This is a genomic window from Janthinobacterium goodfellowi (assembly GCF_051380695.1).
GTDB lineage: Bacteria > Pseudomonadota > Gammaproteobacteria > Burkholderiales > Burkholderiaceae_D > Janthinobacterium.
The window spans coordinates 946,544-964,035 of sequence record NZ_JBNYXN010000001.1 but is presented as its reverse complement, the minus strand read 5'-3'; the positions used below and the strand labels follow the sequence as shown (position 1 = coordinate 964,035).

Below are 17,492 nucleotides of genomic sequence, written 5' to 3'. Positions count from 1 at the left end.
CTCTCCACGACACAGGCACGCTAGGTTTCTGGTGAAACAGAATTGGCTGCGCGCAGGCTTGCAATAAAAACGCCCGATGCAAAAATTGCATCGGGCGTTTTTGCAGGTATCCAAACCCATTAGCCGCAGGAAGTATTTCGCACTACGACGCTTCCAGAGCGAGGGCCGGGCGACGGGTGCCTGGCATGCGAGCGAAGCCGCCATCTTCCTGTACCGGATACAAGAATACCTATTACTTTGCCGCTTTGACTGCCTTCGGATACTTGATGGTCATTTCCTGCAGCAAGTTATCCGCATGGTCCACTTCCTGCATCACCCACAGCATGTAGCGGATGTCGAGGTGGATGGCGCGCGTGATGGCCGTGTCGAAGTACCAGTCCTTGGTGATCGATTCATATGTGGAATCGAAGTTCAGGCCGATCAGTTCGCCACGCTTGTTCATCACGGCCGAGCCGGAATTGCCGCCCGTGGTGTCCGCGCTGGTGAGGAAGTTGACGGGCACCGTGCCCAAGGCCGGGTCGCGGAACTGGCCGTAGCGTTTTTGCTTGACGGCGTCGAGCAGCGCTTGCGGCGCTTCGAACGGGGCCTTGCCCGTGACTTTCTCGACGATGCCTTCCACGGTCGTGAACGGCCCCTTGGTGATGCCGTCGCGCGGCGAGTATGGCGAGACCGTGCCGTAGGTGACGCGCAGGGTCGAGTTGGCGTCAGGATAGACCGGCTTGCCTTGCGATTTCTTCCACGCGATCACGGCTTGCATGTATTGCGGAATCACGCGCTCCAGGTTGCCGTCGATTTCCTTGCGGCGCTCTTCCAGCGCCAGCTCCACCGGCTGCAGCTTGACGGCCAGCTGCATGAAGGCATCGTCGGACTGGGCAACGGCAGCCTGGTCCTTTTCCAGCCAGGCCAGGCGCTTGGCCGTGTCAGCCAGCTGCGTCTGCTGGTACAGGGCCGCCACGGCGCCTGGCGCCGGCAGCAGCGCGTCCAGGCCTTGCGGATGGCTCTTCGCCGCCAGCTGGGCGTAGCGCTTCAGACCGGCCTCGAAACGCGCCTGGTCGACCTTGTTGACATACGACTGTTCCAGGCGGGCCAGACGGGCCTTGATGAAGGCCAGGTCGCGCTGCTGGAAGCCCGATTCACGCTCGGCGTCCGCTTTCTGGCGCTCCAGCGACAGGCGATAGATGGTGCGCGCGCTCTTGAGCAAATCGCTGTTGGTGGCCACGCTCCAGGCGAACTCTTCTTCGCTCAGGGCCATGTCGCTGGAGATCGCCGCGTCCAGTTCAGCCAGCAGGGTGGCCGACACGTTCGGCTGCTTGGCGTACCAGGCGCGGAACTCGGCATCCTGCACGTCCTTGATGGCGGCGATGTCCTTGCGGGCGAAACCGTCGAGCAAGCCCTGGGTTTTCTTCAGCACGTTGTTGATGCTTTTCACCACGCTCGCGTAGCGCACGGCGGAAGCGGCGTCGCCCTGCGTGGCGGCGGCCATCACGGCCAGGTCGGCCTGCAGTTCCGACACTTTCAGGGGGAAGGCCGTATCGCGCGCGAAGCGGATTTCCGCCGGCAGCTTGTAGCGGCTGGTGCGGCCGGGGTAGCCCGCCAGCAAGATGCCGTCGCCGGCCTTCAAGCCTTCGGCCGAGACCACGAGGAAATCCTTCGATTTGTACGGCACGTTGTCGGGCGACGGATCGGCCGGACGGCCATCCTTGCCCACGTAGGCGCGCAGGAACGAGTAATCGCCCGTGTGGCGCGGCCATTCGTAGTTGTCGATGTCGCCGCCGAAGTTGCCGATCTTGTCCGATGGCGCGTACACGAGGCGCACGTCGCGTATCATCATCTGGCGGATGCGGTAGTACTCGAGGCCGCGGTGGAAGGCGGGCACGGAGCAGCGGTACATCTTGTCCGTTTCGCATTCGGCGATCAGGTCCTTGATACGCTTTTCCACGGCTTCGTGGCGCGCGCGGCCGCTCATGTCGGCCGTCAAGCCTTTCAGCACGCGCTCGCTGACGTTCTCCACCTTGTCCGTCACATACACGAGGCTGTTCGGACCGCCCGGCAGCTCTGCGGCGCGCGTCTTGGCCAGGAAGCCGTCGGTGATGTAATTGTGTTCCGGCGTGGAATTGCGCTGCACGGCGCCGTAGGCGCAATGGTGGTTCGTCACCACCAGGCCCGCGTCGGAAACGAAGGCGGCCGAGCAGCCGCCCAGCGACACGATGGCGCTCATCGGGTGCTTGCTCAGGTCGGCCAGTTTTTCTGCAGGAATGTCGATGCCGACCCGTTTGAGTTCGGCCTTCAGCTGTGGCAGCTGATGTGGTTGCCACTGCCCTTCGTCGGCGTGTGCGCCGGCGAACGCGCCCAACAAGGCGACTGGTAAAACGATTGTCTTGAACAAGATATGCCCCTCCATAAAAAGCAGGCGAAAGTATAGCCTGTCCAGGCCGCCCGGGTCGCCAAAAATTAACCTATTGCAATTTCTGTATCAGGCGGCTGGCCGCCCCGCTCCCGGCAGGGGAATCTGCAGCGACAGCCGGCAACCGGCGCCCGAGGCCGGCACGCCCACCTCGAACTGTCCGCCCAGCGCCGTCACCCGCTCGGCGATGCCGATCAGGCCGAAGCACTGCTTCTTGCGCTGCTGCTGCGGCGTGATGCCGACGCCGTTGTCGCTGATGGCCACATACACGGCGCAGGCATCCGAACTGAGTTCGATCTCGACCTGGCTGGCCTGGGCATGGCGCATGACGTTGCTGAGCGCTTCCTGCACGATGCGGAACAGCACGATCTCGACCTGGCTGCCGATGGCGGAAAACAGCGCCTCGTCGCGTATCAGCAGCTGGCAAGCGACGCCGCTGCGCTTGCGGAAGTCGCCCACCTGCCATTCGATGGCGGCCTGCAAGCCCAGGTCCAGCGCCATCGGACGCAACTCGTTCATGATGCCGCGCACGCTCTTGATGGTGGTGTCAACGTTGCTGAGCACGGCGCCGACCCGACGGTGCAGGCGCGGATGCGAGCCTTCCGTGCGCGCGCTGAGCATGGAAATATCGATGCGCAGCGCCAGCAGATTTTGTCCCAGCTCATCGTGGATATCGCGCGAGATGCGCTTGCGCTCGTCTTCCTTGGCCGTTTCCAGGTGCAGCGCCAGCTGGCGCAGCTGCGCATGCGACTGGCGCAGCGCGCCATCCATCAGCTTGCGTTCGGTAATGTCCGTGTGCGCCACCACCACGCGCAGCGGCCCTTCGCCGAGGAAACGGCTGATCCTGGCCTGCGACCAGCGGGGGCCCGAGCGCGTGGCAAACTCATACTCGAGCGCAAACGTGTCCGCATTGCCGGCAATGACGGCGCGGATGCCGGCGGCCAATTCGCGTCCCGCGCTGCGCTGCCAGCGCGGGTCCGATTCGCAAAATTCCAGGTACTGCAGCTGCTGTGGCGTTTGCCCGACGAAGGCCAGGCAAGCCTGGTTGGCATGCACGACGCGGCCCGCCCGGTCCAGCACCAGCACCCGGTCCGTCAAGGAATCGATGGTGGCGTGAAAGAAACGCTCGGCATCGCGCAAGGCTTCCTGCGCCCGCTCGCGCTGGTGCACTTCCAGTTGCAGATGCTGGTTGGCGCGCAGCAATTCGGCCGTGCGGTCGACCACCCGCTGGTCCAGTTCGCGGTGCAGTTCGCGCAGGTCCGCCTCGGCCAGCTTGCGCTCGGTGATATCGGAAAACACGCCGACAAAATGGCTGATGCTGCCATCGGGCGCGCGCATGGGCGTGATCGACAGCGATTCGACGAAGCGCTCGCCATTCTTGCGCCGGTTCACCAGTTCGCCATACCAGCTGCCATCCTGGTGCAGGCTGCGCCACATGGTTTCATAGAAATGCGGCAGATGCGTGCCGCCGCCGAGGAAGGACGGATCGCGCCCGATGGCTTCCTCCGCCTGGTAGCCGGTGATGGTGGTGAAGGCGGGATTGACGGAAATGATGCGGTTGGCGCTATCGGTCACCAGCACGCCTTCGCGTATGCTGTCGAGGATGACGAAGGCGCGCCGCAAGGCCGATTCGCGCGCATGCTCGTCGCCCAGGTCCGTCACCAGCATGCGCGCCGTGGTGCTGTCAATATCGAAATTGGCTTCGATGCGCACCATGCCGCCCCGGCCGGCCGCTTCGTCGTCGAACAGCTGCGCCTCGAGCACCTGGCGCGCGCCGCTGGTGAAGACGGCGTCGAGGAAGCGCCGGAAGCCGCCCTGTGCCTGGGGCGCGATGAATTGCTCGAAACGCCGTCCCAGCAACTGGTTCTTGTCGCGCTCCAACAAGCCACAGGCTGCCACGTTGACGCGCGTGATGACGCCCTCGCGCGCCAGCGAAAAATAGCTGACGGGCGCCTGTTCATACAGCTGCGCATAACGGTCGCGGCTGCTTTCATATTCATTCTTCAGCTGCTCCAGCTCGGCCAGGGCCGCGCTCTGCATTTCCAGCTCGATCTGGCTGACCTGCAGCTCATGCAGCTGGCGCATCACGTCTTCATTCGACTGCGGCGGCGCTGCGGGCTGGCGCTGCTGCGCCGCCAATTGCTCGGCCTGCTCTCGCAACCTGGCCGGCGCGCTGCCGTCGTCGAATGGTTCGTTCATGACGCGCTCTCTCCTGCTTTCCCGTCTGCCGCGGCGCCGGACTGGATCTGGCGCAGCTGGGCCTCCAGTACCTTGGACTCGGTAATGTTAATAAAGGTCACCACCACGCCATCGATGACATTTTCCACCGTGCGGTAAGGCATGATGCGCACGTTGTACCAGCGCCCGTTCTTGGTCTGCACCTGCCGTTCGCAAAACACGAGGCTGCGGATCACTTCCAGCGCATCCGCCTCCAGATTCGGGTAGGCGAGATCGTTGACGATGTCGCTGAGCGGGCGGCGCAAGTCCGTCTGGATCAGCTTATAGATTTGCGTGGCCGGCGCCGTGAAGCGGCGGATGCGCAGCTCGCTGTCGAGGAAAATGGTGGCGATATCGGTGCTGTTGAGCAGGTTCTTCATGTCGCTGTTGACCAGCGACAAATCGTCGACCTTCGATTGCAGCTCCGCATTGACCGTGTACAGTTCTTCGTTGAGCGACTGCATTTCTTCCTTCGAGGTGGTCAACTCCTCGTTCGCCGATTGCAGTTCTTCATTGGTCGACTGCAATTCCTCGTTGGCCGACTTGAGTTCTTCACGCGAGGTCTGCATTTCATCGCGCACGGCCTGGATTTCATTGCGCGCCTGGATCAGCTGCTGCTCCAGTTCCAGCACCTTGGGATTCGGCGAGCGGCCCCGGCGCGCGGTAGCCGCCAGCGGCACGCTGGCAAACGTGACGAAGACCATGCCGCGCAACGCTTCGGGCTGAAGCAAGGCTTCCGCCGTCAAATCCACGCCCTGCGCCTGCCCAACGTGATCCTTGAGCACCAGGCCTTTCAGGCGTACCAGGCTGTCGCTTTGCAGCGCCTGCTTGATCAGGCCCGCCAGCTCGTAGCGCAAGCCTTCGCGCGCCATGGCGTGGATATTCCAGTTGGCCTTGCCTGCCGCCGGCTCCAGGAAGGCGCCCGTGCGGCCATTGATGTACAGGATGTCCCCATCCTGGCTCAGCAGCACGGCCGCAGGCGAATATTTCTGGAGCAATAATTGCTCGACATGGGATTGGATTTTTCCGGGCATGCTGACTTCTCTCGTGTCGCTGGGGGTAGGAGGAGTGGCCGACGATACCTTCGTGGGAAAGTACGTCAGCAAGCGCTGGCGCGCCAGGTTGTCGAGCCGGCGGTACATCCGGCTCGACGTGGTCAGCGGCGAAAACAGGTCGGAAAAATGACCTGGCGTGTCGGCGCTGCCCAACAGCAATATCCCGTCACGGTTCAAGGCATAATGAAACAGGGGGATCAAACGCTGCTGCAACTTGGCATTGAGGTAAATCAACAGGTTGCGGCAGCACAGGATATCGAGCTTGGTAAACGGCGGATCGGAAATGATGTTTTGCTGGGCAAAGATGATCATGTTGCGGATCTCTTTCCTGACCAGGTAATCGCTCTTGTCCTGCAAGAAAAACCGTTCCAGGCGCTCGGCCGACACATCGCTGCTGATCGTTGGCGGAAAACGGCCCTGGCGCGCGCGGTCGATGGCGTCGGCCGACAGGTCGGTGGCAAAGATCTGCAGGCTGTACTTCGCCGGTGGGTTGCTGCTGGCGACCACTTCATGGAACACCATGGCCAGCGAATACGCTTCCTCTCCCGTGGAACAGGCAGGAATCCAGGCCTTGAAGGCACGCCCTTCCGGGTGGGTTGCCAGCATTTGCGGCAAGACCACCATCTTCAGGTATTCCCACACTTTCGGGTCGCGGAAAAAATTCGTCACGCCGATCAGCAACTCCTTGAACAGCAAGTCGATTTCCGCGGGATTGTTGCGCAGATAGGAAATGTACTCTTCCATCGACGTCATCTGGTACAAGCTCATGCGGCGCTCGATGCGGCGCAGCACCGTGTTGATCTTGTAGTCGGAAAAGCTGTTGCCCGTATGTTCGGTCAGCAAGGCGACAATTTCCTGTAAGGAATTGCGTCCGCTCGCCTGCTTGCCCGGCAACTCCAGGAAGCTGCTGCGAAACAGGTAACTGACGATCTTTTCCGGCATCTTGTCGGGAAAATCGACGAGGTCCACCGCGTCGGCGGCGATGGCGCTTTGCGGCATCATGTCGAACTTGGCCGTATCGGGATGCTGGGCCAGGGTCAGGCCGCCCGCCTGCTTGATGGCCTGCAAGCCGCGCGTGCCATCGCTGCCCATGCCCGACAGGATCACGCCCACGGCCAGTTCACCCAGCTCGGCCGCCAGGCTTTCAAAGAAAGCATTGATGGGCAAGCGATGTCCGCGCAGTTGCAGCGGCTCGCTGAGCACGAAATGCCCCTTCGACAGGCCCAGGTCGGCGTTCGACGGAATCACATAAATATGGTTGGGCTGCAAAACCGCCTGTTGCGTGATTTCCGTGACGGGAATGCTGGTGGCCCGCTGCAGCAGTTCCGGCAACAAGGCTTTTTGCGTGGGATCCAGATGCTGGATCACCACATAGGCGATGCCGCTCTCCTGCGGCACATGGGTCAGAAAAGCGACAATAGGGTCGAGTCCGCCAGCGGAAGCGCCGATGGCCACCACGGGAAAACCGATGGTGGGCGCTTCAGCAGGCTGGCTGGCCGGACTGGTTTTGCTGCGTTTGCGGGTTATCATCGTCTGCAAGAAACCGGCCTCGGCAAACCTTGCCATGGCCGGCAATTGATAATCTTGCATTCTAGCACTCAAGATGCGCGGCAAAACACGAATTTGGCGCAGGACTTTTCCCTGCGCCAGGCTGCCCCTGTGCTGTCCCCTTTACTGCGCCGGCGGCACATGCCAGCCGCCGCCCAGCGACTGGATCAGGGCCACGGCCGTCGTCTGGCGGTCCGCCTGCGCCTGCACCAGCGAACGGCGCGCCGACAGGGCAGTCACCTGCGCCGTCACCACGTCCGTGTAGCCGACCTGGCCCGCGTTGTAGCGGTTCAGCATCTGCTGCTCGACCTGGTCGGCAGCCGCCGACGCCTGCTGGCGCAAGGCCAGCTGCTCGGCCAGCGCGCGCGTGGCCGACAGCTGGTCTTCCACGGCGCCGAAGGCACTCAATACCGTCTGGCGGTAGCGCGCAACGGCCGCTTCATGGCCCGCCTTGGCCGCATCCACGCTGGCCGTGGTGGCGCCCGCGTTGAACAGCGTCTGCGCGGCCGACACGCCCAGCGACCACAGGCTCGACGATGCATTGAACAGGTCGCCGACACGGCTGGCGCCGGAGCCGTAGGAACCCGTCAGGTTCAGGCTCGGGTAATACGCGGAACGGGCGATGCCGATCTGCTCATTGGCCACGGCCACCCTACGCTCGGCGGCGGCGATATCGGGACGGCGCTGCAGCAGGGTTGACGGCACGCCCAGCGGCACCTCGGGCACGGTCAGGGTCCACGGCGCCACGGCCAGGCTGAAGTCGGACGGCGCGCGGCCCAAAAGTATCGCAATCGCATGTTCGAGCTGCGCGCGTGAACGCGTCTGGCTGGACAGGTCGATCTGCGCATTGGCCAGCTGCGTCTGCGCCTGCAGCAGGTCGGACTTGGCGGCGATGCCGGAATTGAAGCGGTTGCCGGTGATCTCGAGCACGCGCTTGTAGCCATCGATGGTGGCGTTCAGCAGCGCGATCTGCGCATCGCTCTGGCGCAGCGAAAAGTAATTGGTGGCCAGCTCGCCCTGCGCCGACAGGCGCGCCGCGGCCAGGTCGGCCGCGCTGGCGGCGGCGCTGGCGTCGGCCCCCGTCACGCCGGCGCGCAGCTTGCCCCACACGTCCGGTTCCCACGAGGCGCCGATGGCGGCCTTGAAGTTATTGTTCGTCTGCTGCTCGCCCCCGCCGCCCGAACGGGCGCCGCTGCCCGTCAGGTTCACGGTGGGGAACAGCGAGGCGCGCTGTTCGCGCACCAGCGCGCGCGCCTGCTCGTACGAGGCGATGGCGGCCGCCACGTTCTGGTTCGAGATGTCGATGCCTTCGGCCAGCTGGTTCAGCTGCGCGTCGCCGAACAGGGTCCACCACGGGCCCCGTTCCAGGGTGTCGGCCGGCGCGGCAGGCTGCCAGCCGGCCGCCTCCTTGAACGTCTGCGGCGCGGCGGCCGTCGGCGTTTCATACGCGGGGCTGACGGCGCAGCCGGCCAGCAGCAGGAAAGCGGTGGCTGCGCCCAGCGCCAGCAGGTGGCGTGCGGGGACGGTCGATACGATAGGTTTTACTTGCTTCATGATTGTGTGCTCGGGTTATCTGGCCCAGGAATGCGGCTCAATTGCTGCTCGTCGGCGCTGCGCGTGCGCAGCTTGTCGAGCAGGATGTAGACCACCGGGGTGGTCAGCAATGTGAGTAACTGGCTGGCAATCAGGCCGCCGATGATGGCGACCCCCAAGGGCTGGCGTAGCTCCGACCCCTCGCCGAAACCGATCGCCAGCGGCAAGGCGCCAAGCGCCGCCGCCAGGGTGGTCATCAGAATGGGGCGGAAACGCAGCAGACAAGCCTCGCGCACCGCCTCCACCGCAGTCAGGCCGCGCGAACGCTCGGCCTCCAGCGCGAAGTCGATGATCAATATAGCATTTTTCTTGACGATACCGATCAACAGGAACACGCCGATCAGGGCGATGATGGAAAATTCCATGCGAAACAGCAGCAAGGCCAGCACGGCGCCCACCCCCGCCGACGGCAAGGTCGACAGCACGGTGACGGGGTGGATCAGGCTTTCGTACAGGATGCCCAGCACGATGTAGATCACCACGATGGCCGCCAGGATCAGCAGCGGCTGCTCCTTGTTGCTGTCCTGCGCGCTCTTGGCCGAACCCTGGAAGCTGCCGCGCACGTTGACGGGCATGCCGATTTCCGACTCCGCCTGGGCCACGGCCGCCTGGCCGTCGCTGAGCGGATAGCCGTCGGCCAGGTTGAACGACACGGTGGTGGCCAGTTCCCCGCCCTGGTGGTTGATCGAGGTCGCCGTCGCGCTTTCGGCAAAGCTGCTGAACGAGGACAGCGGCACCATGTGCGCCAGGGTCGTCGACAGGGCCGAGCCGCTGGACGGGTCGCGCGCCGCCGTCGTGTTGGACGGTGCCGCAGTGGCGGTGGCGGTGGCCGTCGTGCTGGTGGCCGCGACGGCCGCCGCATTCGACGCCGGCACGTACACGGAGCGCAGCGCTTCCGGGCTTTGCGCGTAGCGTGGCGCCACTTCCATGATCACGTGGTACTGGTTCAGCTCATCGTAGATGGTCGCCACCTGGCGCTGGCCGAAGCTGTTGTACAGCGCATTGTCGATATCCTTCACCTGCACGCCCAGCTGCGTGGCGCGGTCCTTGTCGATGCTGACAAAGGTCTCCACGCCGTTTTCCGCCTGGTCCGTGTCCACGTCGATCAGGGCCGGCTGCAGCTTCATCTGGTCGGCCAGCTTGGCCGCCCATTTCTTCAGGTCCGCCTGATTGTCGCTGATCAGGGTGTACTGGTACGTCGAATTGCTGGAACGCCCGCCCATGCGCAGATCCTGCACGGGGTTGAGGAACAGCGAAATGCCCGTCACCTTGGCCAGCTGCGGACGCAGGCGGGCGATCACGGCCTGTCCCTTGTCCGTGCGCTGCGACGCGGGTTTGAGGTCGATGAACATGAAGCCGCCCCCTGCCCTGCCGCCGCCCGTGAACCCCACGACGGTGGCGACGGCCGGATCGTCCTTGATGATGTCGACCAGCTGGCGCAATTTGCTCTGCATGGCCTGGAACGAGATGCTCTGGTCGGCCCGCATGCCGCCGTTGATCTGGCCCGTGTCCTGCTGCGGGAAGAAGCCTTTCGGCGCGGCCGCGAACAGGTACACGTTCAGACCGACGACGAAGACGAGGATGGTCATCACCAGCGCGGCGCTGGACAAGGCCCAGTCCAGGCAATGCTCGTAGACTGTCAGCATGCGCTCGAAGCCGCGCTCGAACCAGCGCGCGACCCGGCCTGGCGGCTGGTGCTGCTGGCCGCTTTTCAGCAGCCACGCGCACATCATCGGCGTGGTCGTGAGCGAGATCACCAGCGAAATCATCACGGCGGCCGACAGGGTCACGGCGAATTCGCGGAACAGGCGACCCACCTGCCCGCCCATGAACAGCAGCGGGATGAAGACGGCCACCAGCGACAGGCTGATCGACAGTACCGTAAAGCCCACTTCGCGCGCGCCCAGCAGGGCCGCCTTGAAGCGGTCCATGCCCGCTTCGATGTGGCGCTGCGTGTTTTCCAGCACGACGATGGCATCGTCGACGACAAAGCCGGTGGCCACCGTGAGCGCCATCAGCGACAGGTTATTGAGCGAAAAGCCCAGCATGTACATCACGCCGAAGGTGCCCAGCAAGGAGACGATGGTGGCCACGGCCGGAATGATGGTGGCGCGCACGCTGCGCAAAAAGGCGCTGACCACCAGCACGACGAGCACGATGGACAATATCAGCGTGAATTCGATCTCGTGCAGCGACGAGCGGATGGAATTGGTGCTGTCGGACGCGACCTGCAGCTTGATGTCGCCCGGCAGCTGCGCCTGCAGTTGCGGCAGCAGCGCGCGCACGCCGTCCACCGTGGCGATGACGTTGGCGCCGGGCTGGCGCGTGATCAGCACGATGACGGCCGGGTCGCCGTTGAACAGCCCCAGGGTATTCGTGTTTTCCACGCCGTCGACCACTTCGGCCACGTCGTCGAGGCGGATGGCGGCGCCGTCGCGCCAGGCCACCACCAGGCTGCGGTAGTCGTTTGCTGAGCGCCCGCCCGAGGCCGTCGCCGCGCCCGAATAGATCTGCAGGCTGCGCTCGTCGCCGGAGATCGCCCCTTTCGGGCGGTTGGCGTTGCTGGCCTGAATGGCCGCGCGCACGTCTTCCATCGACACGGCATAGTGATTGAGCTGGTACGGCAGCAGTTCCACGCGCACGGCCGGCAGCGAGCCGCCGCCCAGTTCCACGTCGCCCACGCCCTTGACCTGCGCCACCTTCTGCTGCACCAGGTTCGACACGGCATCGTAGATCTGCCCCGGCGTGCGCGTCTTCGACGTCAGCGCCAGAATGATCACGGGCGCATCGGACGGATTGGCCTTGCGGTAGGTGGGGTTGCTGCGCAGGGTGGCCGGCAAGTCCACGCGCGCGGCGGCAATCGCGGCCTGCACTTCGCGCGCGGCCGAATCGATCTTGCGGTTCAGGTCAAACTGCAAATTGATGCGCGCCGAGCCCGTGCCCGACGACGACGTCATCTCGTTCACGCCCGAGATCACGCCCAGGCGCCGTTCCAGCGGCGTGGCCACCGAGGTGGCCATGGTCGCGGGGCTGGCGCCGGGCAGGCTGGCGCTGACGGAAATGGTCGGATAATCGACCTGCGGCAGCGGCGAGACGGGCAGCACGAAAAACGCGCCGATACCCGCCAGCGCGATGCCGATGGTCAGCAGCACGGTGGCGATGGGACGCTTGACGAACGGTTCGGACAGATTCACGCGCCGCTCCCCGCACCCGGTTTATCGAGACTGACAGCGTTCTTCCCTTTGCCCGCAAAGCGCTGGCCCAGGCGGTCGAAGCCCAGGTAGATGACGGGCGTGGTAAACAGGGTCAGCACCTGGCTGACGATCAGGCCGCCGAAGATGGCCAGGCCCAGCGGACGGCGCAACTCGGCGCCCTCGCCCCAGCCCAGCATCAGCGGCACGGCCGCGAACAGGGCCGCCAGGGTCGTCATCAGGATGGGACGGAAACGCAGCAGCGCCGCCTGATGGATGGCTTCCTGCGGGCTTTTTCCTTCATCGCGCTCGGCCTCGATAGCGAAGTCGATCATCATGATGGCGTTCTTTTTCACAATGCCGATCAGGAGGATGATGCCGATGATGCCGATCACGCCCAGGTCCTGCCCCGAGATCATCAACGCCAGCAAGGCGCCCACGCCGGCCGACGGCAGGGTCGACAGGATCGTCAGCGGGTGGATGTAGCTTTCGTACAGCACGCCCAGCACGATGTACACGCAGACGACGGCGGCCAAAATGAGCCACAGCTGGTTCGACAGCGAGTTTTCATACGCGCCGGCCGCGCCGAGGAAGGTCAAGGTCACCGAAGGCGGCAAGGCGATGTCCTGCGCCGCCTGGCGGATGGCGTCGACGGCGCTGCCCAGCGCCACGCCCTGCGTCGTATCGAAGCCGAGGGTCGTGGCCGGGTACTGCGCCACGTGCGTGATCTGCAGCGGCGCCTGTTTTTCGCTGACGCTGGCAAAGGCGGACAGCGGCGTCGACTTGCCGGAACCCGTGCGCACCTGCAGGTCCGACAGGTCGGACGGCGTGGTGACGATGCCGGGCTGCGCCTCGAGGATCACGCGGTACTGGTTGGTTTCCGTGAAAATCGTCGAAATGATGCGCTGGCCGAAGGCGTTATATAACGCGTCGTCGACGGTGGCCGTGGTCACCGACATGCGCGCGGCGCTGTCGCGGTCGATGGCGACCGTGACGGCGACGCCCGTGGCACCCGCGTCCGTGACGACGTTGCGCAGCTGCGATTTTTCGCGCATGCGCGCGGCCAGCTTGCCCGCCCACTCGGTGACGGTGGCCGTGTCGGCCCCTTCGAGCGAGACGCGGTACTGCGTCGGGCCCGATTCCGCATCAATGGTCAGATCCTGCGTCGGCTGCAGATACAGGGTCACGCCGGCCACCTTGGCCACGCGGTTGCGCAGGCGTTCCATGATCTCGTCCTGGCTGCCGCTGCGCGGGCGCTTCAGGTTGATCAGCATGCTGCCCGTGTGCAGCATGGTGTTGTTGGCCGCATCGACACCGACGAGGGAACTGAGGGTATCGACAGCGGGGTCTTCCAGCAGCGCGCTGGCGGCGGCCTGCTGCAAGGTCGCCATGCGTGCGTACGAGACGGCTTGCGAGGTTTCGATGCGCGCCTGCAGCTGGCCCGTGTCCTGCGTGGGGAACAGGCCTTTCGGGATGGTGATGTACAGGATGACGGTCAGCAGCAAGGTGGCCAGGGCCACCAGCAGGGTCAAGCCCTGGCGTTTCAGCACCCACACCAGCGCATGGTCGTATTGATGGATGACCTTGTCGAGGAAGGCCTGGATACGCTGGCCCGTGGCGCTGATTTTTTCATCGGCATGGCTTTTCAGCCAGCGCGCCGACATCATCGGCACCAGGGTGAGCGACACGACGGCGGAAATGAGGATGGTGATGGCCAGGGTCATGGCGAATTCGCGGAACAAGCGGCCCACCACGTCGCCCATGAACAGCAGGGGAATCAGCACGGCGATCAGGGACACCGTCAGCGAGATGATGGTAAAGCCGATCTGCGACGCGCCCTTCAATGCGGCCGCCATCGGCGTTTCGCCCTCCTCGATGTAGCGGGCGATGTTTTCGATCATGACGATGGCGTCGTCGACGACAAAGCCCGTGGCGATGGTCAAGGCCATCAGCGACAGGTTGTTCAGGCTGTAGCCGAGCAAATACATGACGCCGCAGGCGCCGATCAGCGAAATCGGCACGGACAGGCTGGCGATCACCGTGGCGCGCAGGCTGTGCAAAAAGGCGAAGATCACCAGCACCACCAGCAGCACGGACAGCAGCAGTTCCATTTCCACGTGTTCGACCGAGGCGCGGATGCCCGTCGTGCGGTCGCTCAGCACGTCGAGCTTCATGGCCGCCGGCAGGCTGGCCTGCAAGTCCGGCAGCAGGGCCTTGATGGCGTCGACCGTCTTGATGACGTTGGCGCCCGGCTGGCGCTGCACGTTCAGGATGATGGCCGGCTGCTTGCCGGACCAGGCACCGAGGCGCGTATTTTCCGCGCTGTCGACGACGTTGGCCACGTCAGCCAGGCGCACCGGTGCGCCGTTTTTATACGTGATGATCAGGCGCTTGTAGTCTTCCGCCGTCACCAGCTGGTCGTTGGCGTTGATGGTAAACGAGCGCGTGGGGCCGTCGAAACTGCCCTTGGCGCTGTTGACGTTGGCCGCCGCGATGGCCGTGCGCAGGCTGTCGAGGCCCAGGCCGTACGAGGCCAGCAATTTGGTGTCGCCCTGGATGCGCACGGCGGGACGCTGGCCGCCCGACAGCGAGACGAGGCCCACGCCGTTGACCTGGCTGATCTTCAGCGCCAGACGCGTGTTGACGATATTCTGCACCTGCGTCAGCGGCATCGTGTCCGAGGTGATCGCCAGGGTCAGCACGGGCGCGTCGGCCGGATTGATCTTCGCGTACACGGGTGGCGCCGGCAAATCGGTCGGCAGCAAGGAGCCGCCCGCGTTGATGGCCGCCTGCACTTCCTGCTCGGCCACGTCCAGGGTCTGGCCCAGCGTGAATTGCAGGGTGATGAGCGAGACGCCGGCCGCGCTGGTGGAACTCATGCGCTGCAAGCCCGACATCTGGCCGAACTGGCGCTCCAGCGGCGCCGTGACGGTCTGCCCCATGACTTCGGGACTGGCGCCCGGGTACAGGGTCTGCACCTGAATGGTGGGGAAGTCCACCTGCGGCAAGGCGGCCAGCGGGAGGAACTTGAAGCCGACCAGCCCCGCCAGCACGATGGCCAGCATCAGCAGCGCCGTGGCGACGGGGCGCTGGATGAACGGCGTCGATGGACTCATTGCGCTGCGCCCTTCGCCGGCGCCGTGGCCGGCGCGGATGCCGAGGCCGAGGCGCTGGCCGCGCCATCAGGGTGCTGGCGGCGGTGGCGGCGTTCGCCACCTGCCGCGCCACCGGCGCCGCCCATGGCCGGCTTGTCGCCCGCCAGGGTGACTTTCGCGCCTTCCTTCAGGCGGTCGGCGCCTTCCGTGATGACCTGCTCTCCCGCTTCCAGGCCGGCGCGGATTTCCACCATGTCGGTGGTGGCCTGGCCCCGCGTGACCATGCGCACGGTGACGGTCTTGTCCGCTTTCAGCACATACACAAAGTCGCCATTATTGCTGTGACGCAGGGCCGTCACGGGCACCAGCACGGCGCCCGTGATGTTGCCCAGTTCCAGCCGCACGTTGACGAACTGGCTGGGGAACAGCGCCATCTTGTCGTTCGTGTAGCGGGCCTTGGCGCGCACGGTGCCCGTCTGCACGTCGACCTGGTTGTCGAGCGCCGTCAGGCTGCCCTTGTCCAGGGTATGCGTGCGCGTGCGGTCCAGCGCCAGCGCCGCCAGCGCCGAACCGCCATTCAGGCGCTCCTGGATGGTCTGCACCTTATCCTGCGGCACGGAAAACTCCACGTCGATGGGTGAGAGCTGCGTCACCACCACCACGCCGCCCGCGTCGCTGGTGCTCACCAGGTTGCCGATATCGACCACCTTCAGGCCCGCCCGGCCGCTGATCGGCGATACCACTTTGGTGTAGCCCAGGTTCAGCCTGGCCGTGCCTTCGGCCGCGCGGTCCGTCATGACGGTGCCTTCCAGCTGTTTTACCAATGCGGCCTGCGTGTCGACATCCTGGCGCGCGATGGAATCCTGGCCCAGCAGGGTTTGATAGCGCTTCAGGGTCAGGCGCGCGTTTTCCAGCTGCGCTTCGTCGCGCTGGCGCTGGCCCGTGGCCTGCATCAGCGCCATCTCGAACTGGGCCGGGTCGATCTGCGCCACCACCTGGCCCGCCTTGACCATGCCGCCCTCCTTGAATTTCAGCTCCTTCAAGATGCCCGACACTTGCGGGCGCACCGTCACGGTCGATGCGGCCGTCACGGTGCCCAGCGCATCGAGCACCACGGGCAGGTCGGACTTGACAGCCGTGGCCACGCCGACGGTGGTCGAGGGAGCGCCGCGGCGCCCGCCAGGCCCGCCCGGGCCACCGGGACCGCCAGCGCCGGCGCCCTGGGCGCTGGCGCCGGAATGGGTCAGGTACCAGGCACCTCCCCCCAGCGCCGCCATCACGGCCAGCGCGATGACGCTACCGACGATTTTCGAGCGGCGGCTGCGCCGTGGGGTAGGGGGTGTTATCTGCGAATCCATCGCTTATCCTTGTATACGCCGCTGGCACGGCGAGTCTGTGGCGCCGGCCGAGGTGGACCACACTCAGGCCGGACGACCGTTTTTCGGGGTTGATTTAGCTGCAAAGCGTCAGGGAGTCAAGAGCTGAAGATCAGCTGAAAAAGCCATACTCCCATCGTGAAACGACTCTAGCATAGTCATGTAACTGTTTCATTTCTACTTGAAACAATTACACACAGCCAGGCAGGCGGTCGCTGGCAGCCTGCGGGCGCCGCGGCATGGCCGCCAAGGGGGAACGGTGGAAAAATCAGGCTTGCGGGGCGTCGTCGCCCGGCATGCGCCAGACGCGGGCGACTCGCATGCAGATACAAACTCGCTACAAATCTCCGGCCAGCCGCCGTGACCTGGCCCCGCGCGGGGCTCAAGTGTCACAGACGGCGGCGATTCTTTACCTGGATTTACAAGGTCATGCCGAGGATGACATCCTGATAGTCGGTGCGGCCCACGCGGAAGGTGCGCCGTCCCACCTGCGCAAAGCCGCAGCGCGCATAGAACGCCAGCGCGTCGTGGTTTTCCGCGTACACGCCCAGCAGCACGCGCCCTGCCCCGCCGGCGCGTGCCTGCTCCACGGCCGCCTGCATCAGGCGTTGGCCCACGCGCTGGCCCTGGAAGCGGTGCAGCAGGTAGATGCGCTTGATTTCCAGGTCGTCCGGACGCGGGTCCGCCACCGGCAGGCTGGCGGGACTGAGCACCAGGTAGCCGACGGGCGCGCCGCCGGGCGTGGCCTCGGCCAGCCACAGCCGCATGGCCGGCAGCGCCAGCCAGTCGCGGTACAGCTGCGTGTCGTGCTGGCGCTGGCAATGGGCGATGACGTCGGCGCCATCGAGGATGCCGGCGAACGCTTCAAGAAAAGTAGCCTGTCCCACCAGCGCCAGCGCCTGTTCATCGCCCTTGATGCAAGGGCGGATGGTGATACCCGTCGGTGCACTCATGTCGCTTGCCATAGTCTGCTCCTCAAGGAAAACAAGCCGGGCGAAGCCGGCTTGGGGATG

Annotated in this window: 8 protein-coding genes; all 8 read right to left on the bottom strand. The window is 64.9% G+C overall.

From position 1 onward, the window contains the following. Positions 1-232 precede the first annotated feature (232 nt). Positions 233-2,386, bottom strand: a complete 2,154-nt coding sequence (locus ACQ4WQ_RS04350) for a S46 family peptidase (protein WP_436494917.1) — start codon at positions 2,384-2,386, stop codon at positions 233-235. A gap of 87 nt (positions 2,387-2,473) precedes the next feature. Next, entirely contained in the window at positions 2,474-4,603 is a 2,130-nt protein-coding gene (locus ACQ4WQ_RS04345) for a sensor histidine kinase (protein WP_436494915.1), read from the bottom strand. Next, positions 4,600-7,266 carry a chemotaxis protein CheB gene (locus ACQ4WQ_RS04340; RefSeq protein ID WP_436494913.1) on the bottom strand — a complete coding sequence of 889 codons (2,667 nt, stop codon included), beginning with the start codon at positions 7,264-7,266 and terminating at the stop codon, positions 4,600-4,602. Before ACQ4WQ_RS04340 ends, ACQ4WQ_RS04345 begins: the two co-directional genes overlap by 4 nt. Positions 7,267-7,347: 81 nt before the next feature. Further along, positions 7,348-8,778 (bottom strand): efflux transporter outer membrane subunit, encoded by a 1,431-nt coding sequence (locus tag ACQ4WQ_RS04335; RefSeq protein ID WP_436494911.1) that lies wholly within the window; start codon positions 8,776-8,778, stop codon positions 7,348-7,350. Beyond that, positions 8,775-12,011, bottom strand: a complete 3,237-nt coding sequence (locus tag ACQ4WQ_RS04330) for an efflux RND transporter permease subunit (protein WP_436494909.1) — start codon at positions 12,009-12,011, stop codon at positions 8,775-8,777. Before ACQ4WQ_RS04330 ends, ACQ4WQ_RS04335 begins: the two co-directional genes overlap by 4 nt. After that, positions 12,008-15,124 (bottom strand): efflux RND transporter permease subunit, encoded by a 3,117-nt coding sequence (locus tag ACQ4WQ_RS04325; protein WP_436494907.1) that lies wholly within the window; start codon positions 15,122-15,124, stop codon positions 12,008-12,010. The genes ACQ4WQ_RS04330 and ACQ4WQ_RS04325 overlap by 4 nt, the downstream gene beginning before the upstream one ends. Then, complete coding sequence (locus tag ACQ4WQ_RS04320; protein ID WP_436494905.1) at positions 15,121-16,461, bottom strand: efflux RND transporter periplasmic adaptor subunit; 1,341 nt, start codon at positions 16,459-16,461, stop codon at positions 15,121-15,123. Before ACQ4WQ_RS04320 ends, ACQ4WQ_RS04325 begins: the two co-directional genes overlap by 4 nt. A 437-nt stretch (positions 16,462-16,898) precedes the next feature. Beyond that, positions 16,899-17,444: a GNAT family N-acetyltransferase gene (locus ACQ4WQ_RS04315; RefSeq protein WP_436494903.1), complete on the bottom strand. Its 546-nt coding sequence runs from the start codon at positions 17,442-17,444 to the stop codon at positions 16,899-16,901. Positions 17,445-17,492 lie beyond the last annotated feature (48 nt).

Coding starts and splice junctions, on each gene's coding strand:
- ACQ4WQ_RS04335 (WP_436494911.1), bottom strand. CDS start 8,778: ATGAAGCAAGTAAAACCTATCGTATCGACCGTCCCCGCACGCCACCTG.
- ACQ4WQ_RS04315 (WP_436494903.1), bottom strand. CDS start 17,444: ATGGCAAGCGACATGAGTGCACCGACGGGTATCACCATCCGCCCTTGC.
- ACQ4WQ_RS04340 (WP_436494913.1), bottom strand. CDS start 7,266: ATGCAAGATTATCAATTGCCGGCCATGGCAAGGTTTGCCGAGGCCGGT.
- ACQ4WQ_RS04325 (WP_436494907.1), bottom strand. CDS start 15,124: ATGAGTCCATCGACGCCGTTCATCCAGCGCCCCGTCGCCACGGCGCTG.
- ACQ4WQ_RS04320 (WP_436494905.1), bottom strand. CDS start 16,461: ATGGATTCGCAGATAACACCCCCTACCCCACGGCGCAGCCGCCGCTCG.
- ACQ4WQ_RS04345 (WP_436494915.1), bottom strand. CDS start 4,603: ATGAACGAACCATTCGACGACGGCAGCGCGCCGGCCAGGTTGCGAGAG.